Here is a 24,771-nt window from a genome sequence, read left to right as displayed (position 1 = left end):
CTGTTAGCCTCTATGAGCAGAATTACGGTACTGTTTTAATAGATGGTTAAAGATTTATTAAGAAAGCTACAACTATCTATACACATAATCCCAGTGACTTGACCCCCCCACCAGGAGCAAAGCTAGCATGATTTCGATTCATTCTGTCACTTCGGATGAATACCCCGACCAGACCAACAACCCAATCAATAGTCATGAAAATCAGCCTGACAAGCCAGAAGAAGCTTGTGGTGTTTTTGGCGTCTACGCACCAGGAGAGAACGTTGCTAAACTGACCTACTTTGGATTGTATGCCCTCCAGCATCGGGGTCAAGAATCAGCTGGTATTGCCACCTTTGAGGGTACACAAGTACACCTTTACAAAGATATGGGCTTGGTGTCTCAAGTCTTTAATGAATCCATCTTGGATCAGTTGCCTGGTAGCCTTGCTGTTGGTCACACTCGTTATTCAACTACAGGTTCTAGCCGCAAAGTTAATGCCCAACCTGCAGTGTTGAAAACTCGTTTAGGTTCATTAGCACTAGCACATAATGGCAATTTAGTCAATACGGTGCAATTACGTCAAGAGTTGCTTGAGAAAAAATACAACTTAGTTACGACAACAGACTCAGAAATGATCGCTTTTGCGATCGCAGAAGCCATCAACGATGGCGCAGATTGGTTAAAAGGTTCAATTCAGGCATTCCATCGTTGCCAAGGAGCCTTTAGTTTAGTTATTGGCACTCCTGAAGGTGTTATGGGTGTTCGGGATACTAATGGGATTCGCCCCCTAGTGATTGGCACTTTGGCTGGTAATCCAGTCCGTTACGTTTTGGCTTCGGAGACTTGTGGTTTAGATATCATTGGAGCTGAATACCTGCGAGATGTAGAACCAGGCGAATTAGTTTGGATTACTGAAAAAGGTTTGGCTTCCTATCATTGGAGTCAACAGCCCCAGAGAAAATTGTGTATCTTTGAGATGATTTATTTTGCGCGCCCTGATAGCATCATGCACAACGAGAGTTTGTACAGCTATCGGATGCGGTTAGGACATCAAATAGCTAAAGAATCCTTTGTAGATGCCGATATTGTTTTTGGTGTTCCTGATTCAGGTATCCCAGCTGCGATCGGATTTTCCCAAGCTTCTGGTGTAGCTTATGCTGAGGGACTGATTAAAAATCGCTATGTTGGAAGAACCTTTATTCAGCCAACCCAAACCATGCGTGAGTCAGGTATTCGGATGAAACTTAACCCCCTCAAAGATGTACTGGCGGGTAAACGAGTAATTATTGTTGATGACTCGATTGTGCGGGGTACTACCAGCCGTAAACTAGTCAAAACTTTGCGTGAAGCAGGTGCAATAGAAGTACACATGCGAATCTCTTCCCCGCCAGTAACTCATCCTTGCTTCTATGGCATTGATACCGATTCTCAGGATCAGTTGATTGCTGCTACCAAGTCAGTAGCGGAAATTGCCAAGCAACTGGAAGTAGATAGCCTTGCCTATCTCAGTTGGGAAGGAATGTTAGAAGCAACACGAGAAGACCCCAATAATTTTTGCTCTGCCTGCTTTACTGGAGATTATCCCGTAGCGATTCCTGAGCAAGTGAAGCGTTCTAAATTGAGTTTAGAAAAGGTAGTGGTATAGGAATTGGGGAATGGGAAATGGGGAATAGGGAATAGGGAATAGGAGATGACACAGAAGAATTAATAACCAATGCCCCATGCCCCATTTCCACTCAGGCTAAAATAGGCCAATCCGCTAACAAAGATGATTTATGAACCAGCCGATATCTGAGCAAGCGCGCTGGACTTCCGCTTGATGACATTTCAGAACCAAAGTGAGTTTACACTAGGTAAAACGATGTCAAAGTCTTTATATATATACGTTTGAGAGTTTTTTCAGGCTACTTTTTGTCTAAGTCCCACTACCTAACACCTGAGATGATCAAAATAAAAGATGTTTGAGTAGGTAAGATTTTTACATCCCCTTTTGAGTTTCGCCTTATTCAGTAGTTGAGCTTAACTATGCTGCAAAAACTCAACCTTTGGCAATAACGGGTCAGTCACAATACCCACACCGCTAAAACCCCAGCGTTTGAGTAAGTTTCCTAACTGTGTACGCGCAATAGATTCCACAGAAAAGCGATTTGCCACTTCTGCTGCGTGGGTGTTGAGATAGCTAAGGGCATCAAAGTTTTCCTGAAACAGCAATAAATAACCTGATGTTTTGGTGTCAGGACGAGCTATGAGATAATTACCGTCAGTTTTTGAGCGCACTAAGTAATAGACTTCGGACAGCATGGGAATAGGGATGGGGAGAGTGGGGGAGCAGGGGAAGTAGGGGAAGAAGAATTAATAACTAATGACCAATGACTAATACTTCGGCTACGCTCAGTACAAGTGACTAATTAAGATTTTCTAGGCGAATGCGTGGATCGGCGGCTTTTAACATTAAATCAGCGATTAAATTACCAGCAATCAGCAACACTGCGCCCATTACCAAGCTTGCCATTAACAAATATAAATCTTGAGCTTGTAAAGCCTGTAGAGTCAACCTCCCTAAACCGGGCCAGTTGAAGAAAAATTCGGCAATGAAAGCACCATTTAATAAACTAGCTAATTCAAAACCCAATAAGGTAATCAAGGGATTTATCGCATTGCGGAGTGCATGAACGTAAATGACGCGATTTTCTGGCAGTCCTTTCGCACGAGCCGTTTGGATGTAATCTTGGCGCAGAACATCCAATAATTCGCCGCGAGTAATGCGTTGTAAACCAGCAAAACTAGTAATTGAGAGAGCGATGGTGGGTAAAATCATGTGCCAGCCGATATCTAAGATTCTGCCAAACCACGACAGTTCTGAGTGAAAGATGCTAGTCATACTACCCACTGGGAACACAGGAGAGGTGAGTTGGGCGAAAACCAGCAACGCTAAGGCAGTGATGAAACTGGGAAAGCCTTGTCCGGCGTAGCTAATTACCTGTAAAACCCGGTCTGATAGCTTATTTTGGTTAACAGCAGCAAAGATTCCAAGAGGGATAGCGATCGCCCATGTGACAATTAAAGATGCGATCGCTAATAGCAAAGTCGCTGGTACTCGTTCCCACAACAGCGATGCTACTGAACGTTGATAAATAAAACTCGTGCCAAAATCCCCTTTTGTCAAAATTCGCCATAGCCATAGCCAAAATTGCTCTGGCCAAGACTTATCCAAACCAAACTGCCGTTTGATTTCTTCAATTCTTTCTGGCGATATCTTCGGGTTTTGCCGCAGCGTGTCTACATAATCTCCAGGAGCGAGTTGAATAATGAAAAACGACAACGCTGACGCCAACAACAAAGTCAGTAGTGCCTGCAATACCCGCTTTCCCACATAAACAAAAGTTTCACTCGTGACTAGCGTTATTAGCCAATCCCGACCTGTCTCCACTGAAATTTTCGTAGATGTCATTTGTCCTTTGTCCTTTATTATCTGTCATTGGTCATTTGTCATTTGTCCTTTGCTAATGACCAATGACAAATAACTAATATTCTATAAGAGAGATAATCGGCACATCCGGCAGATATTTACGCCCTTCTAAATCCCGTAGCTCGATAATAAACCCAAATCCTACTAGTTCGCAGCCAATCTTCTGCACTAACTTTGCTGTTGCACTCGCAGTTCCACCTGTGGCAATCAAATCGTCCACAATTAAAATTCGGCTACCTTGATGTAAACCGTCTTGATGCACTTCTAGGCAGTCCATACCATACTCTAGTTCATATTCAATTGAATAAACGGCTGCTGGTAACTTACCTTTTTTACGGACGGGAATAAAACCAGTTCCTAATTTATAAGCCAGAGGTGAACCAAAAATAAATCCCCTCGACTCTATACCAATGACATAATCCGCCGTTATCCCAGCTTCAATGCATTTTTGTGCTAGAAAGTCAATAGTGTAACGCAGTCCCTCTGGATCGCGCAGCAGGGTAGTAATATCCCGAAATAAAATTCCGGGTTTAGGGAAATCTGGGATGTCACGAACAAGAGACTTCAAATCCATAAAATGGGGAGTGAGGAATGGGGAGTGGAGAATAGGGAGTAGGGAATGGGGGAGAAGAATTAATAACCAATGCTCAATAATTCGGCTTCGCCCAACTCTACCAGAGGCTGCGCCCTAAGCGTAACTATACCGCAGGCTTTACGACTACGCCCTTCGACTACCAAGAGGACAAGCTCAGTACAAGTGCCCAATGCCCAATTTCAGATACCTGAAAAATCGTACACTATAATGTCATACGCTGGGGGTCGAGGCTGAAGCTTCGCCCTTTATTGACGATAATTAGGATCTAAATCAAGCTAGAAGAGGTATTGCACTAAATAAATGAGGTGAATTAAGTTATGTTTTAAAATTTTGATTTCAATATAAAGAAAACTTTGAGTAGAAAGAGTTAAGTAATGTATATATCAGGTAGTCATGCTACAGCTACAAGTCTAATGCTTAAGTCTTGGCTACCGATCTTAAATTTGTTTTATCTAGTCTGTTGGAACCGCACAAGGTATTTGTAGAATGAATGTCTCAGCAAGTTTAACGCCGTTCAACAGTCCAACTCAAGATTCACTGCCGATGGTTTTGGACACTTTGCCAGATCCTGCGATCGCTTCCAAAACGTGTCCTCGCAGAACCCGGTTGCAAATTGACCTGATTTTACTGGCAATTGAAGCTTTAGAGCTTGGTGGTTCAGAAGCAATCCTGACTTTTGCTCAAGAGTTGGATTTAAAAGGAATTATTAAAGACAGGGTAAATTTATGGCGGATGCGTAGCTCTAATCCACTACGGAGAGCGCATATCCGCCGTCCCTTAAGTATCATGGAAGCAAAAGCTCTAGTGGTCATTGCTTGCTATATAGCACGGCGTTTAACTGTTGTGATTCGCCAGTTACTAATGATCTGTCAACAAATGGAAGAAAAGCAGATTCCATTAGAACAGAATTTGCGCCTATCTAATTACCTAGAACGGTTTAGAGCGCATTTTAAGAGCCGGATGAATGCTCGACGTTCTGGTGTCCTGGCATTAACTTCTGATGCAAAATTAGATGAGCTAGCGATTAATTTGTTAGGACAATTACTATTTTGTACTGGTACAGCTGGAATGCAGCGATTCTGGATTAGTCTTTTTGACGGTGAAGTGGAATGAATATTCAACGTAAGTACAGTTTGCCTAATTGTACACTGCTTTTGGAAGGGTTAAGTGATCTCAGTAGGGCTGCACACTTCCAGGAAATGCGCCCGGAATTATCAATATTGGTAAATGTAGAATGTTATTTATCTGGTTACAACCAACCCCTAACGGGAGGGCGGGAGTTTTTTGAAAGTTTGGTAAGGGCTGTTAGTGGCTATGCCCAAGAATTTTTAAGTAGTGTACCCAATCCGCAGGCACACAACCAGGAATCGGAGCTAGTAGAGTTTCGGAAAATTGACAGCAACCGACATAGGTTAATTATATATTCAGAAGGCGTTCCAGAGGGGTTTGATCGCTCTAACAATTCCAAACTTCCGCCTGTCGAAATAGATTTGAATACGGTACAGTTGTTTGATTTAGTGGAAGCAGTGGATCAGTTTTTTGCTGATACCCAAACTTTACCTGAACTTTCCTTACAACTACAACCAGTTACTAGACGCTATGGCGGTGCTAGTCAAGCTGTAATCAGGCAGGCTGTTCCTGCTGCTGTGGGTGTGTCAAGTTTAGCAGTAGCAGCGATCGCCTTTAACTTAATTCCACCTCCCCAAATGCGTCCACCGCAGCCTAAACCAGATGAGCAAACTAGTTCTTCTACTACAAACAATATCACTGCTCCAGCATCAGCTGCTGCAACCCCCACACCAACATCCACAGCTAATAGAAAGCCGCCAGTTAAAGATTTAGAAGCACTTTTAAACACAGTTCCAGAAATTACCGATCCATCCCAGTTGCGTGCATTAAATCGTCAAGTTTACAACCAAATTCATCCAGCTTGGAATAATCGTTCAGGATTGCAAGAGGATTTGATCTATCGTCTGGGTGTAGCTGCGGATGGAGCGATCGTCGGTTATAAAGCGGTGAATAAAGAGGCAAATACAGAAGTAGGTCAAACTCCTCTGCCTAACGTACTTTACAATGCAGCTAGCCGCCTTTCCATTTCTAAAGAACCGATCGCCCAATTCCGAGTAGTATTTACTACAAAAGGTGTGTTAGAAGTTAGTCCTTGGCGGGGATATGCTAGGACGCCAGAGGTAGTAGGTGCAAAAATTACTGACTCTAATATAGTCAAAGGTTTAAACCAAAAGCTTTATAGTACAGTTCGGCAAACTTGGAGTGGCACTCCCACCTTTACACGAGATTTAAAATATCGGGTAGCAGTTAACAAAGATGGTGTAATTGCTGACTATGAACCACTCAACCAAGTCGCCTTTGACTATTTCCGCGAAACACCCCTTCCCAAGATGTTCAACGCTGTCTACGGTTCCAATGTAGCAGCTCCCAACAATAAAGAACCTCTCGCCCACTTCCAAGTGATATTCAGGCCTAATGGCACGCTGGAAGTTACTCCTTGGCAGGGATATCAGTAATTGGGCATGGGGCATGGGGCATTGTGAAAAGAATTAAGTTGCTATTCCCTATTCCCTATTCCCTATAGATTTTAGATAAGCATTGAGCTTGGGTAATAGTTCATCAAGAATTGGTTTAAATCTGCTTACCTGTTCATTTGTCAATAACTGTCTGGCGTAGGCTAACCTTAACCAGCTGATAGTTTCATACAAAGAGCCTCTCCCAATTTTGACAAAACGTCGATTGTCTAAGTCGTTGTATCTACCTCTATCTTCTGCAATGTTCGCACAAATACTATCAGCAGACCGAACAAGTTGCTTACCCAGTGTATCTTTAATGAAATTGTTCCATCCCTTATAATACGCCAAATTTGGCGTTGCTGATTGAAAGTATGAATTAGTCTCACGCAAAGACGCAAAGGCGAAAGAATCGTTGTTTAGTTATATCAAAAATGTCAATTCATACTTTGATTGAGCAACGCCCCAAATTTCATTAGCTAGCTTTTCAGCTAGTTGATAAACTTCTAAGTCCTCAAAATCAGGTCTTCTCACAAAATTCCCTTGATCATTTCTTGATCAATAGTTCCCAATTCTCAATGCCCAAGACTTCGGCAACTCTTGGAGACGCTACGCGTTAGCGGAGCTTTCGCTTTAGCGATATGCTCAGTACAAGTGTCCAATGCCCAATTCACCTTGTAATTCTCTGCATATAATTCCCCCACAATTGAGCTGCTTGAGCGCTGCTACCATATGTAGGAGAATTATTGTCGTTTCCCAACCAAACACCAGTTACAAGCCGCCGACTGGGGATAAAACCGATGAACCATAAGTCAACGTTTTTATCAGTCGTGCCTGTTTTCCCAGCTTCCCCCAGTCCAATGGCAGCACTACGCCCAGTACCTCTGGTGACTACGCCACGCATCAAACTAGTCATCTCATCGGCTACACCATTTGACAGCACTCGTTTGTTAGCATTTGGATCTTGGTCGAAGGAGTAGATTACACGACAGGTTTTGATATCATTGCGATCGCGGCAATCACCACTGTCTAAAATTCGGTTAATCGCATGGGGAGGATTCCGTACACCGCCATTACCAATAGCGCCAAAAGCACCAGTCATCTCCAAAACATTGACTACACTTTGACCTAGTACCAAGCCAGGAACTGGATCGAGGCTTGACTTTATTCCCAAATTCTGTGCCATTGCCACCACTTTATTCAGCCCGATTTCTTTGGCAACTCGTAGGGCAATCGGATTTTCTGAAAGAGCCAACCCTGTTGCAATATCTAAACTAGTGTCAGCACCAGCACGACAAGGTTTATAAGTAAAGCCTTGCCAAGTTAAAGGGGCGCAAGAATAACTTTTGGATTCTGAAATTCCCTGTTGAATAGCAGCAGTGTAAGTAAAGATTTTAAAGGTGGAACCTGGTTGTCTTTTGGCTTGAACGGCACGATTGAACTGATTTTTTCTGTAATCAGTCCCGCCCACCATTGCCAGGATACTGCCTGTACTAGAGTCAAGAGTGACTACTGCCCCTTGAGAAAAATTAAAATTTCTACCGACGTTGTTCACTGAATTATTCAATGCTGCTTCTGCTTGGCTCTGTATGGCTGGATCGAGCTTGGTTTCAATGATATAATTTCCTTCTCTTGCAGCTCCCTCCCCCAAGATTGATTCAAGTTCAGAGAAGACGTAACTGTAAAAATAAGGAGCGATCGTCTTAGCTTGCTGTTCGCAGACTTTAGGACTAATTTGCACAGTGGAGCGTCTAGCTCGGTTCGCATCCTCTTGTTTAATTTTGCCCATCTCCAGCAACCGCTTAATCACACGATTTCGGTATTCAGCTGCTTCTAGCTTATTTGGACTATCCCCACAAAAATCGAAGGCGTTGGGAGCAGGTAAAATTCCTACTAATGTTGCTGCTTCTGCCAAAGTTAATTCTTTAGCCGGCTTCTCAAAATAATACCGCGATGCATCCTCAAAGCCAGAGGTATCTCCGCCCAAAAAAACCCGATTTAAGTACATCAGCAAAATATCATCTTTGCTGTAAAAGGTTTCGAGCTTCAGAGCAACAACTGCTTCTCGCAATTTGCGACCAAGGGTATCCTGTCTGCCTACATACTCGCGGAACAAACTGCGGGCAACTTGCTGGGTAATAGTGCTGGCTCCTTGTTGCACATCCCCACTACGGCTATTGATCAATACGGCTCGTAAAATTCCTACAGGATCAACCCCAAAGTGCCAGTAATAACGACTATCCTCTGAAGCCACCACCGCAGCAGGCAAATAAGGGCCAAATTCGTCTAATCGCTTCATGTCTACATGGGAGGTAGTCCGAGGCTCTCTTAGGGGAGTGGCTCCATCACGAGCGTAAACAACTACTGGGGCGCGTGTAGCTGTAGGTAGGGGTTTAACTTGAAATTTTAGCCATTCGACGCCAATTACTAACGCTAACAGGGTACTAGTACCGCCAACGCCATAAGCTGTCCAACTTGCAGCTTTCACATACCAAGCTGGTGGATCGACGTATTGCAACCGCACAGAAGCAGCGAGTTCTGGGGGCCCCAGAGTCAGAATATCGCCGTGACGCAGTTCTAGAGAACTAACACGACGCTTACCACGATAAATGCCATTGGTAGAGTTTTCGTCTTTGATAACGAAAACTGGTGTGCGTTGAGTAGAATTCCGCGATAGCGACAGGTGAATCTGGCTGACAACAGGGTTACGGATGACGATATCGCTGGATTTAGAGCTACGACCTAGAATATAGCGATCGCCCAACAGTGGATATACCTCTGCTTTATCCGTTCCCGCATCCTGCACCCAGAGTTCCGGTACTTTGGCATTAGGCTTGAGCGCCAATTTGGAAAAATCGACCCTAGCTTGGATCGTATGTACCGCTTGAGTCAGTTGACCAAGTAAAGTTTGTGGCTTTTGAGGGGGTTGGGGAGAACTCATCGGCTATTCACATCACACTTTTTAGTGAAGAATCGGGCGAATTACAATTTAGATGTTAGTCTTTCATCATTTTACTCATAAGCCAAAGCATAAATTATCTATACGGAATTTTTTGAGCTAATTTATACTTAATTTTAGCTCAAAACCAAAAATTATTTGTTATTTACGTCACTTAGTTATAAGAAAAATTTCTTTATAAATTTTTAAAGCCTTGTGATATCTACTATTAATCTTAGAAAGACTATAAATATACTATGGCTTTTTGTGTTATTAAATACTAGCTAATAAAAAATAACAGATTTAATTTTTACTAATTTACATATCCACATATTCTGAAATAAACCTAAATATCTTCATTTAGGAAGATTTTCTAAATCTTAATTGTCTGTTTTAATAAACCGAGTGTTCCGTTGAGGTTAATTACAGTAATGATGGGAAAATCTCTGACTCTGATTGGTGCAGCTTTATCTTTAGCATTCACCGCTAACATTGCTGTGGCCGAATCTAGTAAATCCTCCATAGCCCAATCCAGTAGCGACTCAACTAGTGCACCAACGGAAATTAAGATGTCGCCAGAAGGGATGAAAATTCTGTGCGAGTATTTTCCACTCAACTCCCGCTGTCCCGGCGGCACAGCACTTACACCCACTAGCGCTCCTGGTAGCACTACCGCACCAACAGAAACCACGCCCAGTAGCACTACCACTCCAGATAGCACAACTGCACCAGGCAGCACAACTGCACCTGGATCTGGAACTGCCACTCCTGAGACCACTCCAGCACCAGGCAGTACACCTGCACCTGAACCTGGCGCTCCTAGCAACTTAACTCCAGCACCAGGAACCGTTACCCCACCTGATTCTGGCGCTCCTGGCAACTTAACTCCACCAGGAAGCGTTACTCCAGTTCAACCTGGCACTCCTGGCAGCAGTACCGAACCAGGTAGCTCAACTTCACCTGAGTCTGGCGCTCCTGGCAGCATTACCGTACCAGGAAACCCAACTACACCTGAATCTGGTACTACTGACAGCAATCCCGAACCAAGTACAGGTTCTCCCAATAATACTCCAGGCTCTAGTTCGCCAACTCCTAGCCGATAATTAATCTGAATAATAGTTTGCCATCAGTGATCGCCAGTGCATCTTAACTTTTTACACCAGTTATGCAACCTGGTGTAAGATAATAATTTAAAAATACCTCGAACCAATAGATCAAGTCTTCGCATATAAGACTGAGCAAAGGTTTTAGTAATCAATAGCCTGGGATTAATCATCCCAGGCTTAAGAGTTTAATGCGACCTGTCAATTGAAGTCGGTGTTTTTTGGAAAGAAGCAATTAAAAGGCAAACTATACCGATACTGATAAATGAATCTGCTACATTAAATACAGCAAAGTTAATCAGGCGAAAATCAAGAAAATCAACGACGTAGCCTAAAACAAAGCGATCAATACCGTTGCCCATAGCTCCACCTAAAATCAAGCCATAGCCTAACTGATCCCAAAAATTTAAGGTTGGGCCAAACAAGGCCAACGCTATCAATACTAAACTCACTCCTAAAGATAACCAGCGCAACCACTCTACTTTCCCACTTAACAGACTAAAAGCAGCACCAGTGTTAGTGACATAAGTGAAGTGAAATATTCCAGGTAAGAGTGGCAGTGTTTGCCCCAAGCTAAAGGTTTGTACCACCCAGTATTTTGTTATTTGATCTAAGAAAAAAGCTATGAAGGCAGCGATCCAGAAAAGGCGATTTTTTAAACGCATGAAACTAGGGGCTAGGATTAGGGACTAGGAGCTAGAGATTAAAAGAATTTTAATCCTTAGCCCCTTGATGACTAATAAAACATTAAGTGACGCAATATATATGCTATTACAGTAACGGCACAGACCACACTTAGTTGACCTGGTAGTGCAAACCAGGAGTATTTGAGGATTGCTTGGATTAAGGGTAGGTTTTCTGTACCTTTCCACTGAAAAATATAGCTAATAATCAAATAACTAATACCGCATAGGTGGAGAGTTAACAAGCCACACATGCAACTAAAGGCGAGAGTTTCTAGTCGAGGTCTAGCTTTAAAAGCGAACAAGCCACAAATCCAAGCTCCAGGAATAAAGCCTAAGAGATAGCCGAATTGGGATAGCTTAATATAACCAATACCGCCCCCATCGGCAAATACAGGTAATAAGGTCAACCCCATGACTAAATAGGCAATTTGTGAGAGCGCTCCAGCATTTTTGCCCCCTAAACAACCTACCAACAATACTGCGCCAACTTGAAAAGTGACACCTAATGAAAAAGTCTGAATTCCGTGCTTACTCCAATTCCAAGGTGAGGTGATGCCATAAGCTTCTAGGAAAGTACCACCCATTGTCAGGAGCAAGCCAATCATTGACCATAGTAATTGATTGGAAGCAGCAAACATTTATCAGTCAACCAGGGAAAGGCAAAAGGGAAAACCAACAGCAACTAGTATATTCATTAGTGTTAAAATAAGGCTTGTGCTGACACCTTTAAGAATTAACATATTTTTTTTGCCTTTTTGGTATGTAATTTTTCTATTGTGTAAATTATGGCTTAGGTGTCTATAGCTGTAATTTATTGACTGAAGCGTAGTCTAAATATAGTATTTGACCTAATTTAATATTAGTAAAATATAGTATTTCAACTAAATTTTTAGATTCAATGCTTACTTCTGTACAAAGTGGTAGAGGTAGTTGCTTAATTCGCTATTTTGTTAGCGATCGCCCCGCCTACTCTCCATAAAAGAGGCAATTTATGGTTTTTCTTCTGCTTTCTCTAAACAATAAGTTCACTGTCTAAACTTAGATTGTTTAATTATGAATTTAAGTCTGTTTAGACCTCTAAGCAGCAAGAACTTTCAGAAATTATTAATTTTATATAATAGTTTTAAATCATACCAGAATTTGTGATTTTTTGAGACATTTTTTCTCACTTGACAAATAAAGTTACTCTAATAATAGAGTTTTGTAAATATCTATAATCAATTTACTGTGATACTCTTTCTAAAATGTAACTAAAGCAGTAGTATAAATTTTATTAAGTAAAAGTAGCAATAAGTGTTTGTTCTTCATCAAAAAAAAATAAGTATTTTTTATTTTGTTAACCTATCCTTTACCTTAACCTTCATCCTTTAGGAGTATCCTGAGAAGCGCTCACCTGAAAAGTTATACAAACATTGATAGCGATGCCCTTGCCTCTGAGTGTAACAAAAATTCATCGCCTCACAGCTTCAGTTTCAGTGTTAGCACTGACAATCAGCCTAGCTGCATGTGGCGGACAGCAAAACCCAGATAATACAGCCACCAAAGATACTCCTTCTGGCACAGCTACAGATACCACAGCCTCTAGCACAAACAAATTAGATTTGGGTGGAAATCTCAAGTTAAGCGGGGCTGGTGCGTCTTTCCCAGCACCACTGTATGATACATGGTTTACGGATTTAAACAAAAAATATCCAAATCTGCAAGTTGACTATGCTTCAGTTGGTAGTGGTGCTGGAGTTGAGCAGTTTATTAAAGGAACTGTAGACTTTGGTGCTAGTGATGTTGCCATGAAGGATGAAGAAATCCAGAAAGTGCCAGCAGATAGAGGTGTTATTTTACTGCCTGTAACTGCTGGTAGCATTGTGCTAGCTTACAACTTGCCAGATGTTCCAGAACTAAAACTACCACGAACTGTTTACGCTGATATTCTACTAGGCAAAATTAAGTCTTGGGATGATCCCCAAATTGCTAAGGCTAACCCAGGAGCAAAGCTTCCTAAACAGCCAATCACAGTTGTTTATCGTTCTGATGGTAGCGGAACAACAGGTGTGTTTACAAAACACCTCAGCGCTATTAGCCCAGAGTGGAAGACTAAAGTTGGTGAAGGCAAAACTGTCAACTGGCCTACAGGAGTTGGTGCGAAAGGGAATGAGGGTGTTACCGCCCAAATCCAACAAACACAAGGTTCTATTGGTTATGTCGAGTACGGCTATGCCAAACAAAATAGTCTTAAGTTTGCTGCTTTAGAAAATAAAGGTGGTAAGTTTATTGCACCTAGTGAGGAGTCAGCCTCTAAAACTTTGGCATCAGCAACTCTACCGCCCGATCTTCGTGTTTTCATTTCCGATCCACAAGGCGCTGATTCCTATCCTATCGTCACTTATACGTGGATTTTGGCTTACAAGAAATATGCCAATGCGGCAAAAGGTAAGGCAGTTGAAGCTGCGATCGAATACGCTTTAAATGAGGGACAAAAACAGGCTGTTGCACTAGGTTATGTTCCTCTACCCCAAAACGTCATCACAAAGGTAGCTGCTGCTGCCGATCAAATTAGTCCAGATTATAAAATCGCTGTTGGTAATAGTACTAACGCTAGCAAATAGCTACAGTCCAAACTATAGGCATTTTTAAACAATAGTTTTAGGCTGCTTAGTGGACTATAGGCATTTGTAATTTAGAACTCTAGGTTACCAATATCTCAGTTTCAAAAGACGATGAGGCAACAAAATTGTTGATATGGTTGCCTCCTATATCTTCCTCTGATTTAATTGTGAAAGTCGGTAGTCATGACTACAAATTCTCAAAACCTTTCATCAGCGACAAAAAATCGCTCTGATGTAGAAAAGTCCCTAGATCGGGGTTTTATTTGGCTTACTAAAATTTTCGCCTTTGGGGTCGCTGCTACTTTATTATGGATCGGCTTCCAAGTTGCAATTGCTTCTGGCCCAGCTATCCAAAAGTTTGGTGCTAGCTTTTTAGCTAACACCACTTGGAACCCAGTTAATGATAGCTACGGGGTTCTCCCTCAGATTTATGGAACTCTCTTGAGTTCCTTTATAGGTTTACTAATAGCTGTACCGATTGGAGTTGGTACTGCGATTGTATTAAGCGAGGATTTTTTACCCGCAAAAGTGAAGTTGGTATTGGTTTTTGCAGTAGAACTGCTCGCAGCTATTCCCAGCGTTGTCTACGGCGTTTGGGGTATTTTTGTTTTAGTGCCTATCTTAACTAACTTGGGAAAATGGCTCAATAGTTACTTTAGCTGGATACCATTTTTTAGCACCTCCCCTACAGGTCCGGGAATGTTACCGGCGGGAGTCATATTAGCAATTATGACTTTGCCCATTATCACAGCCCTATCGCGCGATGCTTTGATTTCTATACCTCCTAGTTTGCGCCAAGCCGCCATAGGACTAGGAGCAACCCGATGGGAAACGATCTTACAAGTTCTGATTCCAGCAGCCTTTTCGGGGATAGTTAGTGCTGTGATGTTGGCACTCGGTCGGGCAATGGGAGAAACAATGGCTGTAACGATGTTGATTGGTAATTCCAACAACATTAGTATCTCACTGTTAGCACCAGGCAATACGATTTCTTCTCTACTAGCAAATCAATTTTCAGAAGCTAGTGGTTTGCAAGTTTCGGCTTTAATGTATGCTGCTTTAGTTCTATTCTTCTTGACCTTGGTAGTCAATATCATGGCAGAGTTTATTGTTTTGAGAGTCAAGCGACTGTAGCTTATTTTTGGGTTGAATTATGACTTCTAGTTTTCCAGAGCGCAGTCTCACTCGCGCTCCCATGTCTCAAAGGACATTGTTTAATACAGTAATGACTGTAGTCGCATTTATCTGTGGGGTATTGGCACTTGTGCCTTTGCTAGCAGTACTTTCTTACGTTATTATTCAAGGCTTTAGCAGTTTGAGTCCTAGTATCTTTTTTGAACTGCCACCCAAAGCTTTACAAAAGGGAGGAGGCTTTGGTAATGCAATCTTGGGTACCCTATTAATGGTAGGAATTGCTGCCCTAATTAGTATTCCATTTGGTGTTTTGGCGGCGATTTACATTACAGAATTTAGCTCGGCCCAAGTAGCGAGATGGGTACGTTTTGCGGCTAACGTCCTGAGTGGAGTCCCGTCAATTATTGCTGGAGTATTTGCCTATGGCATTGTAGTTTTGACACTGGTAAAGTTAAACTTAGGATCGTATTCTGCTCTCGGTGGAGGGTTTGCACTGGCAATTTTGATGTTGCCAATTATTGTCCGAACCACTGATGAAGCCTTGCAGTTAGTATCCCAAGATTTGCGACAAGCATCTGTAGGGTTAGGAGCAACTAACTTTCAAACAGTAACACAAGTAGTGTTGCCAGCAGCCTTACCTGCAATTGTAACAGGGGCAACGCTAGCGATCGCCAGAGCATCTGGAGAAACCGCACCTTTACTATTTACCGCGCTGTTTTCCAATTTTTGGCCTGATAGCTTATTCCAACCAACAGCTTCCCTTGCTGTTTTGGTCTACAAATATGCTATTTCTCCGTTCAAAAATTGGCAATCACTAGCTTGGGCAGCATCTTTGATTTTAGTATTGATGGTTCTAATCACAAGTATCATCGCTCGCTGGGCAACTCGCAAGAAAGCTTAGTGAAATAGCATCTACATAGCGGATTTGTATCGCTAAAACTAATACTACATTTAATTTATGGCTAACAATATTAGCACACTCAACGATACTCAAACTGTTTTACGCACCGAAAACCTCAACGTTTACTACGGCAAATTTTTAGCCTTGCAAAATATCTGGCTAGATATACCAAAAAATCAGGTTACAGCCTTTATTGGCCCTTCTGGTTGTGGTAAAAGTACCTTGTTGCGATGCTATAACCGTCTCAATGACCTGATTGAGTCATTTCGGGCAGAAGGTAAAATACTTTTTTACGATAAAAACTTATATGCATCCGACATTGATCCTGTAGAAGTACGTCGGAGAATTGGGATGGTGTTTCAAAGACCAAACCCATTTCCAAAATCAATTTATGACAATATTGCTTTTGGAGCCAAAATCAACGGCTACAAAGGTAATATGGATGAATTGGTAGAACGGAGTTTGCGACAAGCTGCTTTGTGGGACGAAGTAAAAGATAAATTGCGACAAAGTGGTTCGTCTTTATCTGGTGGACAACAACAGAGGTTATGTATTGCTCGTGCGATCGCAGTCCAACCTGAAATTATATTAATGGATGAACCTTGCTCTGCCCTTGACCCTATTTCTACGTTGCGGGTTGAAGAACTAATTCACCAACTTAAAGAGCAATATACAATCGTTATCGTTACCCATAATATGCAACAAGCAGCACGGGTTTCTGATAAAACAGCCTTTTTTAACGTTCGGACTACAGAGGGCGGAGGCCGTAACGGCTACATGGTAGAGTACGACGCAACAGAACTAATTTTCAACAATCCTCAGCAGCAAGATACCAGAGATTACGTTAGTGGCAGATTTGGATAAATAGATAAATATACATTGTTGATTTTAGAACAATGAGGGATACTCGAAAATTAAAACTAGGCGATATTCCTCTAGTTTTTTATTTGTTTGCCAAGGTTAGCGTAGGCGTACCCCGCCGCAGGCATTGCTTGATCAATTATGGTTGTTTATTAGTCAATAAAAGGAATAATTAAGCTGTTTATTTTTGCCTAGCTTTGACGAGAATTGTATCTTGCCCCTTGTCTTTAAAATATCAGGTGGAATTACACCATACTCAACCAGTGCATTTCAGAGTTTTTCTAAGCGGGCGGCGGGAATCGAACCCGCATTAATAGCTTGGAAGGCTATAGTTTTACCACTAAACTACGCCCGCAAAATCCCAACTCTCTAAATTTAACACAGTTTTCGTAGAAATTCAAGCATTTAGTTGGAATTAGCAGGTTGGATTTTGATCCTGACATACAGATTGCTTAATTCTGGTTTTGTGCCATCGTTGTTGTGAGCAGCAATAAAGTTTTCTGTTTTAAAAACTTCGCTAAGGACTCGCTGGTATGTGCTTTTTTCACTTCGCAATGTTGCTGGTTCTATTTCTAAAACTACAGCCTGTTGAAAATTGCCATTGTTATCAATTATTAAGCTAGCCAAGAGTTGTGCTGGTTCAAGTCCAGAATTGTGGACAAGAAAACTTGAGTCTAATTGTTTTGTGTTGCTTCCCCTATATAAAGCGATAACGTCGGGTAAAGCATCTTGTCGTAATTCTCCTGATTGTATCAAGCTACTAACTTCATTTCTAAGCAAAGGAGCTACTATTGCTACCGATGCTCCCTCAATAGGAGTTGCTGGAGTTTCTCTAGTCGAAGTTGTTGGAGTTTCCTGAGTGGGAGTGCGTGTAGTTTCTCTAGTCGGTGTTGCTGGAGTTTGGCTAGTCGAAGTTGTTGGAGTTTTTTTAGTCGCTGTTGCTGGAGTTTCCTGAGTGGGAGTGCGTGCAGTTTCCCTAATCGGTGTTGCTGGAGTTTGGCTAGTCGAAGTTGCTGGAGTTTTTTTTATCGCTGTTGCTGGAGTTTTCTGAGCGGGGGTACGTGGCATTTCTCTGTTTTCGGCTTCCAAACCCGGTGAATTTGATGGATTATCTGTTGGTAGTAGCGTTCCCTTTCCCAGTTTGATTTCTTGACGGCGGTTCCAAGGTAGATTACCGACTGGAACTGTAGGTTTAGGTGTCGGTGTAGATTTCGGTGTCAATGTCGGTGTCGCCCTAGCAACTCTCTGTTGTCTAATGCGTTGGCTATTAGGTTGAGAGGCGTAAGTTTGCTTCTTCTGCTGGAGATTATCCGCAGAATTTCTTGCGCCAAAATCTTGATTTCTAGGTGTAGTTCGTCGTGCTATTTGTGGTGAACGTGCTGGTACAGACTTTTGAGTTGTGAATGCTGGCTTTGGCGAAGCTGTTTTGGCTGTTGATTTTGATTTGGTTATTGATTTTGTTTTGGGAGTAATGTCTATTAATTCAATGGGAACAACAGATTGACTTTGTTGAGGAAACCACAGACTGAATATATTAGATGAGCGCATCAGCCAAAACGCTAGCAAGTGCAGAGAGACTGAACCTATAAAGACAGAAATCCATAAAGCTGGTGGATCAGTGTTTCGCCTCCAGACTTTGCTTGGAATTTTGGTTTTGTCTGCAACTGATGGTCTCATATTATATTATAAACTGGATATGATTAGGCACTCTTACTCATTGCTAATGCTTTAAAAAACCAGTCTAAATTTTAGCGATTAACCATTACCTCTGGTGTAACAGCAAAAGTCAAAACTGTTTCATCTACTCCTTTCAGTTCTAGCGGACTACCTTTAATAATTTCTTCTTCCTGCAAATAATCTGCCACAGCAGCAGAAACCAAGATAGTACCGGGAACAGCAGCAGCTTGCAACCTTGCAGCAATATTCACACTTGGACCAATGGCAGTATAATCAGCCCGTTGAGCACTACCAAACATCCCCACAACAGCAGTCCCTTGGTGGATACCGCACCGAAACTGGACGCTATTAAGTCTGTCACCATCGAATACACCTTGGTTTCGCCAGCGCTGGTTCAACTCAGCCAGTGAGCGGTGCATTGCTCTTGCTGTATTAATGGCACGACGCACTTGTTCATTGGGGGTTAACTCTTCCGGCGCTCCATATAAAGCTAAGATAGCATCTCCCATAAACTTATCTACAGTGCCGCCATTGCCAAATACAACCTTGGTCATGGCTTCTAAATATTCATTTAGCAACTCTGCGACTCTTCGGGATCTGAGAGTATTTGATAGCTGTGTAAAACCTACGATATCACTAAACAAAACTGTAATTAAGCGTGGTTCTGGGCGCAAATCTAACGTCAAATCTCCAGTTGCAGCTTTTTGTACCAATACAGCCGGTAAAAAGCGCTTTAACACAGATTCTGTTAGATAAGTATTTAACTCCACAATTCGCCGTTCATTTTCCTTCAATGCCAAAAGATTCCGAACTTCCGCTAAAAGTTCCCGATCATTGAATGGTTTTGCTAAATAAGCATCTGCGCCATGTTCTGTACCTTCGATGCGGGTTTCTTCGTCAGCTTTTGCTGTCAGCAGAATGATTGGTATTCCTCTCAATTTCTCTTCTTTGCGGATCATTTGAATCATCTCAAGTCCGCTCACCAAGGGCATCATTAAGTCAGTCACAATTAAGCTGGGTATAATTTCCTTAGCTATACTGTGCCCTTCAGAACCGTTACGAGCTGTCTGCACATGATAGCCGTTACGGCGGAAAATAGCAGATACATAGGTTCGTAAATCCGGGTTGTCATCTACAACTAAAATTGAGGAGCCAGCCGTGTGCAGGGGTTCCTCCTGTTGAGCGGTCTGGCGTTGCTGAGTCTTAAGTACTGAGTCTTGATTATCAATACAGGGGAAGAGGTTTATTGTAATATCTTCAATATTGTCTGTTGTTGACTCTACTACTTCTAAATCAGCCAATTCTACGCTAGCGCGGCTAGTATTCAGTTCGCTAGGCGTTTCTAGTACTTGCTGTGCAGGTAAATGAGCATTTCCTGTCACCAGCCATAAACTAAAGGTAGTGCCTTGTCCGTAAACTGATTCTACAGTGACTTGACCACCATGTAATTCGACCAATTCTTTAACTAAAGCTAAACCCAAACCACTACCCTCATATGATCGGTTTGCTGAACCTTCAGCTTGGCGAAAGCGTTCAAAGAGGTGGGGAATTTGTTCTTTAATAATGCCAATTCCAGTGTCTTGTACTTGTAATATGCAGCGATCGCGCTCAGATTTTAATCTGACACTAATCGTCCCACCTTCGGGAGTAAACTTCATCGCATTTGACAGGAGGTTATAAACCACTTTGTCAAATTTTTCCATGTCCAAGTACACCGGAGAACATTCATCTAACTGGGTAACGAGATGCAGTCTCTTTTTCTCACAGTAGGGACGAAAAGATTCCACTATTTGGCTGACAAATTCCACTAAATCGCAGCGATGGAAACTAGGCTGCATTCTCCCCGCATTCAGGCGTTGTAAATCTAGGAGTTGATTTACCAGTCGCAGGAGGCGGCGGGAGTTACGCAGGGCGATCGCACTTTGGGAGTAAGATAATCCTTCACTAGCAGCCACCGCCGACTCTAAAGGCCCTTGAATCAAGGTGATGGGTGTACGAAACTCATGGGAAATATTTTGGAAAAATTCGGTTTTTTGTTTATCTAATTCCAGTAAGCGTTCAGCTTGTTGACGAGTTTTTTGATATAGGTATGACTGCTGCACAGCGATCGCTGCTTGAGATGCTACTGCTTTCGCCAAATCAATATCAGATGAGAGCCATTGGCGTACTTTTTTACCTTCATGTAAAGTAATACTACCGATGCATTTACCATCAGCCAATAATGGCACAAACATTAGCGATCGCGCTGGCATTTTTAAAGGTAAATCAAAACCCTGCATATCTAACAGAGAATGGCTTACATTACCAATTACCACAGGTTCATGTGTCTGTAGCATTTGTTGGAGGATTGGATTCTCCTGTATAGATGCTTGAGAATAGGGTAATTTCAGAGGAACTAGGTAATTTTGACTACCTTGATTATTGTTTAGGGCTGGCGATGCCTGGGTTGGGCTATCCCTACGCAAATTTTCCGAATGTTGAAAACTGTCATACAAACCCACACACTGGACAAACTCATTTTCCTCTGTCCACAAAGACAGTACGCAGCCATCGACTTGTAAAGCTTGTCCCAATTGCTGGGTGATCGCCGCAAAAATATCTTGGGGGTCTAAACTAGAGCGAATCGCGCTAGTAATTGTATTAATTAGGGCTTCTCGCTTGGCAAGGGCACGTACTTGTTCGTAAGCATAAGCTTGAGACAAAGCTAAAGCTGCCTGATCCGCCACCATCAACACTAGCTGCACCTCATCATCTCCCCAGAAGCGAGGCAGAGAACACTGATGTAGTGCCAGCACTGCCATCAGTTCTTGTTGGCAGATCAATGGCACAACTAAACTAGAGCAAATGTTAGCGGCAGCAAAAGCTTCCCCACGTTGACGCAGTTCGGGAGTATGACCGTGAATACGCTCATCATCAGTTACATCGTGAATCACCTGCACTTCACGAGTTTCCCATACAGTTTCAGCCAAAAGAGGCAGAGGAGCAGAGAGTGAGAAAGGCACAGCAGAAGAATGATTTGTCTGTACCTCTGTTGGTGTCTGTTCCCCTGCTTCTTCAGAAAGAGGCTTCTGATAAATAAATCCTGTATCTGCTAACTGCTCATCTTGGAAAGGACGCAACAGGCAAACATCCACCTCCAACATGTGACCCACTGTATCTACAATTGCCTGCAAAATTTGGCGATAGTCTAAAGCACTGCGAATCGTATTTGTAACAGTATTCAGCAACGATTCTTGTCGGAGTGTGCGGGTAAGCTCGCGGGTACGGGCTTTGAGGACATTATGAGTATCCAAAGCTTGGCGTACCACTGCTTTGAGTTCCTCAGCTTCCCACGGTTTAGTGACATATTTAAATACCTTACCAGCGTTGATAGCTTCCACCAGGTCTTCGACATCGGTGTAGCCAGTTAAAATAATCCGGATAATATCTGGATATTGAGTTGCTGTCAGGCTCAAAAATTCTGTACCGCTCATCATCGGCATCCGCTGATCGGAGATGATCACTGCGACCTCCCCTTCTTGAGCCAGCAGATCAAGTGCCGCAGGACCAGAATTCGCCCTTAGCACCTTATAGTCGCGATAGAAAGTGCGGTAAAGCAAGTCAAGGTTGTCTGGTTCATCATCGACAACCAAAATTTTAGGCTTACTGTTTGCTTGGGATTTCATGCACCGCTTTCCTGCTGCAACGGCAGTCGGATAAAGAATAATCTGATCAGGTAAGGATTTTTCTGAGTCAGGTAAGAGCAGAGCATTTTGACCAATAAGGCTGTTTGGCTACATGACTGCTGAGTGTAGGAGCGTTTACGCACAGTAATTCGTCTCAATGGCTTATGCCTATTACCATTTGCGTTGGTGCAGTGTAATTTTTCATAATCAGTTTGAGGGTTACAGAGCATAGGTGTCAACTTAACCTATAAGCTAGATTTGGTGAACTTTCCAGTTTTGACCCTCACCCCCAACCCTGAAGGCAATTTTGCCAGAGACGAGCAAATTCTCTAGTTCCCCTTCTTCCAAGTTAGGAGAAGGGGTTAGGGGATGAAGGCAAAACGTCCTCTCAAAGCAGATTTTTTCTTAAGTTGACACCAATGGTTACAGAGTCGCTGCTTGCCAAATTTTCCTTCACCTCCTGTGAGCAATGTCTGATACTACATACAGCGCTCATAGCTAGCTGACAAATCCAGATGAAGCTGCATATTAAGTTTTCCCTTTGCGGCAGTTGTAATAACACTTGCAGGTAAATTTTATTTATGGTAGTCATGGTAGAGTCAGTAATATTAAAATAAAAAAATTTAAAGCCAAAGTATACTATTAGACAAATACCTCCTTCTAATTTAGCAATCAGAACTATCATTAAGACAAGTGTAGAGTTAAGAAGTTAGGGATCTTGGAGATTCTGCTCCAGTAACTGCCAGCCTACTAATACAACCTATTACCGCAAGGCGGAAGTCAAAAGGAACCAGTGTACCCTTGCGGCTTTGCTGACTTGTTCGCTCTTAGCGTTAAGGCAGGGTAGCAACTGGCTCTCAAAAATCAAAAGCCTTTAATTTTGAACTTTTTGGCTGTAATGAAATGGTAGGTTTATTTTTGCCGACCTGTACTAGTAGTAAAATCCTGTTAGTGTAGCGGCAATTGCTTAAGCGAGTTCATGTAACTAAAAGTGGTTTGCAAGCAGAATTTGTCGGTAGTGTACTTACTTAACAATTTTGTAGATAATGTTTACGGACAGGTTATGCTATTTATCTACCTATTCACCTAAACCTGTTCGACTTTATAGATGTTTTTGTGGTAAACAGATTGATATTCTCCCTACCTAAAGCAAGGGATGCACCTGAACTGAAGATAGTAGATTGATGAAGCTGTAACTTCTAAGACTTTTCCAACAATACAGGCTATGAAGCCTCAAACTAAAGTGTAAAACTTTGTATGCTCCACAAGCAAAAGCGAATTAGCAATCTTAGGTTAGTTCAATCTCCTGGGCAGATTAAAGTTTTTCTTCAGTTTAAATGGCGTTTAAGGATATTTGAGAAAATTTTCGTTGAATAAAATCAATACTAAATTAGCCTTGAAATATCGGTTTTTTCATCCATGCCAGCAACAGCCAATCAATCCAGCTTGCTGGCAATTTCAAATTCGTACAGCTACACCTGCTGATTTGATCAGTGTTTCTCAAATTATTGCTGAAAGCTTTCACTCCCAACAGGGTATATGGGGATGGGCTTTTCCATTGCTACGTCTGGGTATTTACGAAGACTTAAGGCATCGCATGGCATCACCTCCGTCGCGTCATATTTGTTTAGTAGCCTTTGAAGCTACTACTGGTGCGGTTAATCATTTAGTAGGAAGTGTAGAACTGGGTGTACGTTACAGTGATTCATGGAGCCAGATTGGCATGGGTTTTCCTTACTTATCTAACTTAGCGGTTCACCCACAATACCGTAGACACGGTGTTGCTTCAGGGTTACTAACTAGCTGTGAGAAAATTTCTCGTGATTGGGGATTTGAAGACTTATATCTCCACGTTTTGGAAAATAACCATCAAGCAAGGCAACTTTATTTCAAGTTGGGATATCGGGTGCATAAAGTTGAATCGAATTGGAATAAATTTTTCCTAAAACGCTCAAGCCAAATGTTATTGCACAAGCATCTGAGTACTGATTTCACGATTTGAATTTTTTTGCAGTAAGTTCTGATGTTGTAATTAATTTTGGTACAATTTATCACTAATATAGACAATCAAAGCACAAACTAACTTAATTAAAAACTATAGGATTAGTATTTTATTTTTGAAATATACATAGGGTGTCAAGGCTAAAATAATGCATTAAACGTAGGTTGTTGAGCAACGTGAAACCCTACATTCATCGGGGTATTAGGTTTCATTCTTCGCTGCGCGACGCTGACGCGAACGACCCAACCTACAAAATTTATTGTACAAATTTAGCCTTGATACGCTACTACAAGACTACTGAAATTTTTCAGAAATCAAATATGATTCTTATAAGCTAGTATTAATTATAGGATTGATATTTTATTTTTGAAATACATGTAGGGTGTGTCAGACGATAGTATAACACTGTCTAAAGACTTTGTTACTGACTCTGTCCTAACACACCCTACATCAACTTAGATTTTTGAAAAAATTATCGAACCACTATCTCTATAAAAGGTATCTGCCAATGCGTAGCGTCTCTTATAAAAGAAAAGAAGCAAAAAAAGTTACGAATTATTTAGGGCTACTACATAGCTTTGAATAATTATTTAAAGCATATTTTGTTTGGACTTTTTACGGAACTTATTATTC

General features: G+C 42.0%; 18 protein-coding genes and 1 tRNA gene. 9 read left to right on the top strand and 10 right to left on the bottom strand.

Features of this window, described 5'->3' with window-relative positions; genetic code table 11:
* The first annotated feature begins 127 nt into the window (after window positions 1-127).
* Window positions 128-1,627: an amidophosphoribosyltransferase gene (gene purF, locus V7L20_RS30045; protein WP_334747584.1), complete on the top strand. Its 1,500-nt coding sequence runs from the start codon at window positions 128-130 to the stop codon at window positions 1,625-1,627.
* A gap of 374 nt (window positions 1,628-2,001) precedes the next feature.
* On the opposite strand, the gene V7L20_RS30040 is transcribed toward purF, so the two are convergent.
* The 3 genes from V7L20_RS30040 to V7L20_RS30030 form a co-directional block, all read right to left on the bottom strand.
* The gene (locus V7L20_RS30040) at window positions 2,002-2,283 is read right to left on the bottom strand and encodes a hypothetical protein (protein ID WP_334747583.1); all 282 of its coding nucleotides are present in this window, start codon (window positions 2,281-2,283) and stop codon (window positions 2,002-2,004) included.
* A 103-nt stretch (window positions 2,284-2,386) separates the two neighbouring features.
* Window positions 2,387-3,433, bottom strand: a complete 1,047-nt coding sequence (locus V7L20_RS30035; protein WP_334747582.1) for an ABC transporter permease — start codon at window positions 3,431-3,433, stop codon at window positions 2,387-2,389.
* A gap of 73 nt (window positions 3,434-3,506) precedes the next feature.
* A complete protein-coding gene (locus V7L20_RS30030) occupies window positions 3,507-4,025 on the bottom strand; it encodes an adenine phosphoribosyltransferase (RefSeq protein WP_334747581.1) in 519 nt (172 codons plus the stop codon).
* A gap of 507 nt (window positions 4,026-4,532) precedes the next feature.
* On the opposite strand from V7L20_RS30030, the gene V7L20_RS30025 reads away from it, so the two are divergent.
* Window positions 4,533-5,159, top strand: coding sequence for a DUF3038 domain-containing protein (locus V7L20_RS30025; RefSeq protein WP_334747580.1), 627 nt, complete (start codon window positions 4,533-4,535; stop codon window positions 5,157-5,159).
* Complete coding sequence (locus tag V7L20_RS30020; protein WP_334747579.1) at window positions 5,156-6,571, top strand: DUF4335 domain-containing protein; 1,416 nt, start codon at window positions 5,156-5,158, stop codon at window positions 6,569-6,571. Before V7L20_RS30025 ends, V7L20_RS30020 begins: the two co-directional genes overlap by 4 nt.
* Window positions 6,572-6,619: 48 nt before the next feature.
* On the opposite strand, the gene V7L20_RS30015 is transcribed toward V7L20_RS30020, so the two are convergent.
* Together V7L20_RS30015 and V7L20_RS30010 are read right to left on the bottom strand one after the other, a co-directional pair.
* A complete protein-coding gene (locus V7L20_RS30015) occupies window positions 6,620-6,919 on the bottom strand; it encodes a four helix bundle protein (protein WP_334747578.1) in 300 nt (99 codons plus the stop codon).
* Window positions 6,920-7,238: 319 nt separating this feature from the next.
* Window positions 7,239-9,509, bottom strand: coding sequence for a transglycosylase domain-containing protein (locus V7L20_RS30010; protein ID WP_334747577.1), 2,271 nt, complete (start codon window positions 9,507-9,509; stop codon window positions 7,239-7,241).
* Window positions 9,510-9,937: 428 nt separating this feature from the next.
* Between V7L20_RS30010 and V7L20_RS30005 the strand changes: the two genes are divergently transcribed.
* Complete coding sequence (locus tag V7L20_RS30005; RefSeq protein ID WP_334747576.1) at window positions 9,938-10,609, top strand: hypothetical protein; 672 nt, start codon at window positions 9,938-9,940, stop codon at window positions 10,607-10,609.
* Window positions 10,610-10,797: 188 nt separating this feature from the next.
* Here the strand turns inward: V7L20_RS30005 and lspA are convergent, their stop codons facing one another.
* Together lspA and V7L20_RS29995 are read right to left on the bottom strand one after the other, a co-directional pair.
* Window positions 10,798-11,274, bottom strand: coding sequence for a signal peptidase II (gene lspA, locus V7L20_RS30000; protein WP_334747575.1), 477 nt, complete (start codon window positions 11,272-11,274; stop codon window positions 10,798-10,800).
* A 71-nt stretch (window positions 11,275-11,345) separates the two neighbouring features.
* The gene (locus tag V7L20_RS29995; RefSeq protein WP_334747574.1) at window positions 11,346-11,933 is read right to left on the bottom strand and encodes a biotin transporter BioY; all 588 of its coding nucleotides are present in this window, start codon (window positions 11,931-11,933) and stop codon (window positions 11,346-11,348) included.
* Between the two features lie 783 nt (window positions 11,934-12,716).
* Between V7L20_RS29995 and pstS the strand changes: the two genes are divergently transcribed.
* From pstS to pstB, 4 genes are all read left to right on the top strand, one after another.
* Window positions 12,717-13,898 carry a phosphate ABC transporter substrate-binding protein PstS gene (pstS, locus tag V7L20_RS29990; protein WP_334747573.1) on the top strand — a complete coding sequence of 394 codons (1,182 nt, stop codon included), beginning with the start codon at window positions 12,717-12,719 and terminating at the stop codon, window positions 13,896-13,898.
* Between the two features lie 183 nt (window positions 13,899-14,081).
* The gene (gene pstC, locus V7L20_RS29985) at window positions 14,082-15,032 is read left to right on the top strand and encodes a phosphate ABC transporter permease subunit PstC (RefSeq protein WP_334747572.1); all 951 of its coding nucleotides are present in this window, start codon (window positions 14,082-14,084) and stop codon (window positions 15,030-15,032) included.
* A gap of 19 nt (window positions 15,033-15,051) precedes the next feature.
* On the top strand, window positions 15,052-15,933 hold the full coding sequence (pstA, locus tag V7L20_RS29980; protein WP_334747571.1) for a phosphate ABC transporter permease PstA: 882 nt from the start codon (window positions 15,052-15,054) through the stop codon (window positions 15,931-15,933).
* Window positions 15,934-15,990: 57 nt separating this feature from the next.
* Complete coding sequence (gene pstB / locus V7L20_RS29975; protein ID WP_334747570.1) at window positions 15,991-16,797, top strand: phosphate ABC transporter ATP-binding protein PstB; 807 nt, start codon at window positions 15,991-15,993, stop codon at window positions 16,795-16,797.
* A gap of 281 nt (window positions 16,798-17,078) precedes the next feature.
* Here the strand turns inward: pstB and V7L20_RS29970 are convergent.
* From V7L20_RS29970 to V7L20_RS29960, 3 genes are all read right to left on the bottom strand, one after another.
* Window positions 17,079-17,149 (bottom strand) — tRNA-Gly (locus tag V7L20_RS29970).
* Window positions 17,150-17,199: 50 nt separating this feature from the next.
* On the bottom strand, window positions 17,200-18,471 hold the full coding sequence (locus V7L20_RS29965) for a hypothetical protein (RefSeq protein WP_334747569.1): 1,272 nt from the start codon (window positions 18,469-18,471) through the stop codon (window positions 17,200-17,202).
* Between the two features lie 71 nt (window positions 18,472-18,542).
* Window positions 18,543-22,136, bottom strand: a complete 3,594-nt coding sequence (locus tag V7L20_RS29960; protein WP_334747568.1) for a response regulator — start codon at window positions 22,134-22,136, stop codon at window positions 18,543-18,545.
* Between the two features lie 1,369 nt (window positions 22,137-23,505).
* Between V7L20_RS29960 and V7L20_RS29955 the strand changes: the two genes are divergently transcribed.
* Window positions 23,506-24,138, top strand: coding sequence for a GNAT family N-acetyltransferase (locus V7L20_RS29955; RefSeq protein ID WP_334747567.1), 633 nt, complete (start codon window positions 23,506-23,508; stop codon window positions 24,136-24,138).
* Window positions 24,139-24,771: the final 633 nt, after the last annotated feature.

The organism is Nostoc sp., assembly GCF_036916735.1.
Taxonomy (GTDB): domain Bacteria; phylum Cyanobacteriota; class Cyanobacteriia; order Cyanobacteriales; family Nostocaceae; genus Nostoc.
This window is presented reverse-complemented; position numbering and strand designations above follow the sequence as displayed.

Bases quoted from the DNA above. Each gene is read 5' to 3' on its own strand.
- pstA (WP_334747571.1), top strand. From the start codon at position 15,052: ATGACTTCTAGTTTTCCAGAGCGCAGTCTCACTCGCGCTCCCATGTCT.
- V7L20_RS30030 (WP_334747581.1), bottom strand. From the start codon at position 4,025: ATGGATTTGAAGTCTCTTGTTCGTGACATCCCAGATTTCCCTAAACCC.
- pstB (WP_334747570.1), top strand. From the start codon at position 15,991: ATGGCTAACAATATTAGCACACTCAACGATACTCAAACTGTTTTACGC.
- V7L20_RS30040 (WP_334747583.1), bottom strand. From the start codon at position 2,283: ATGCTGTCCGAAGTCTATTACTTAGTGCGCTCAAAAACTGACGGTAAT.
- V7L20_RS29960 (WP_334747568.1), bottom strand. From the start codon at position 22,136: ATGAAATCCCAAGCAAACAGTAAGCCTAAAATTTTGGTTGTCGATGAT.
- V7L20_RS30020 (WP_334747579.1), top strand. From the start codon at position 5,156: ATGAATATTCAACGTAAGTACAGTTTGCCTAATTGTACACTGCTTTTG.
- pstC (WP_334747572.1), top strand. From the start codon at position 14,082: ATGACTACAAATTCTCAAAACCTTTCATCAGCGACAAAAAATCGCTCT.
- pstS (WP_334747573.1), top strand. From the start codon at position 12,717: ATGCCCTTGCCTCTGAGTGTAACAAAAATTCATCGCCTCACAGCTTCA.
- V7L20_RS30035 (WP_334747582.1), bottom strand. From the start codon at position 3,433: ATGACATCTACGAAAATTTCAGTGGAGACAGGTCGGGATTGGCTAATA.
- V7L20_RS30025 (WP_334747580.1), top strand. From the start codon at position 4,533: ATGAATGTCTCAGCAAGTTTAACGCCGTTCAACAGTCCAACTCAAGAT.
- lspA (WP_334747575.1), bottom strand. From the start codon at position 11,274: ATGCGTTTAAAAAATCGCCTTTTCTGGATCGCTGCCTTCATAGCTTTT.
- purF (WP_334747584.1), top strand. From the start codon at position 128: ATGATTTCGATTCATTCTGTCACTTCGGATGAATACCCCGACCAGACC.
- V7L20_RS29965 (WP_334747569.1), bottom strand. From the start codon at position 18,471: ATGAGACCATCAGTTGCAGACAAAACCAAAATTCCAAGCAAAGTCTGG.
- V7L20_RS30005 (WP_334747576.1), top strand. From the start codon at position 9,938: ATGATGGGAAAATCTCTGACTCTGATTGGTGCAGCTTTATCTTTAGCA.
- V7L20_RS30010 (WP_334747577.1), bottom strand. From the start codon at position 9,509: ATGAGTTCTCCCCAACCCCCTCAAAAGCCACAAACTTTACTTGGTCAA.
- V7L20_RS29995 (WP_334747574.1), bottom strand. From the start codon at position 11,933: ATGTTTGCTGCTTCCAATCAATTACTATGGTCAATGATTGGCTTGCTC.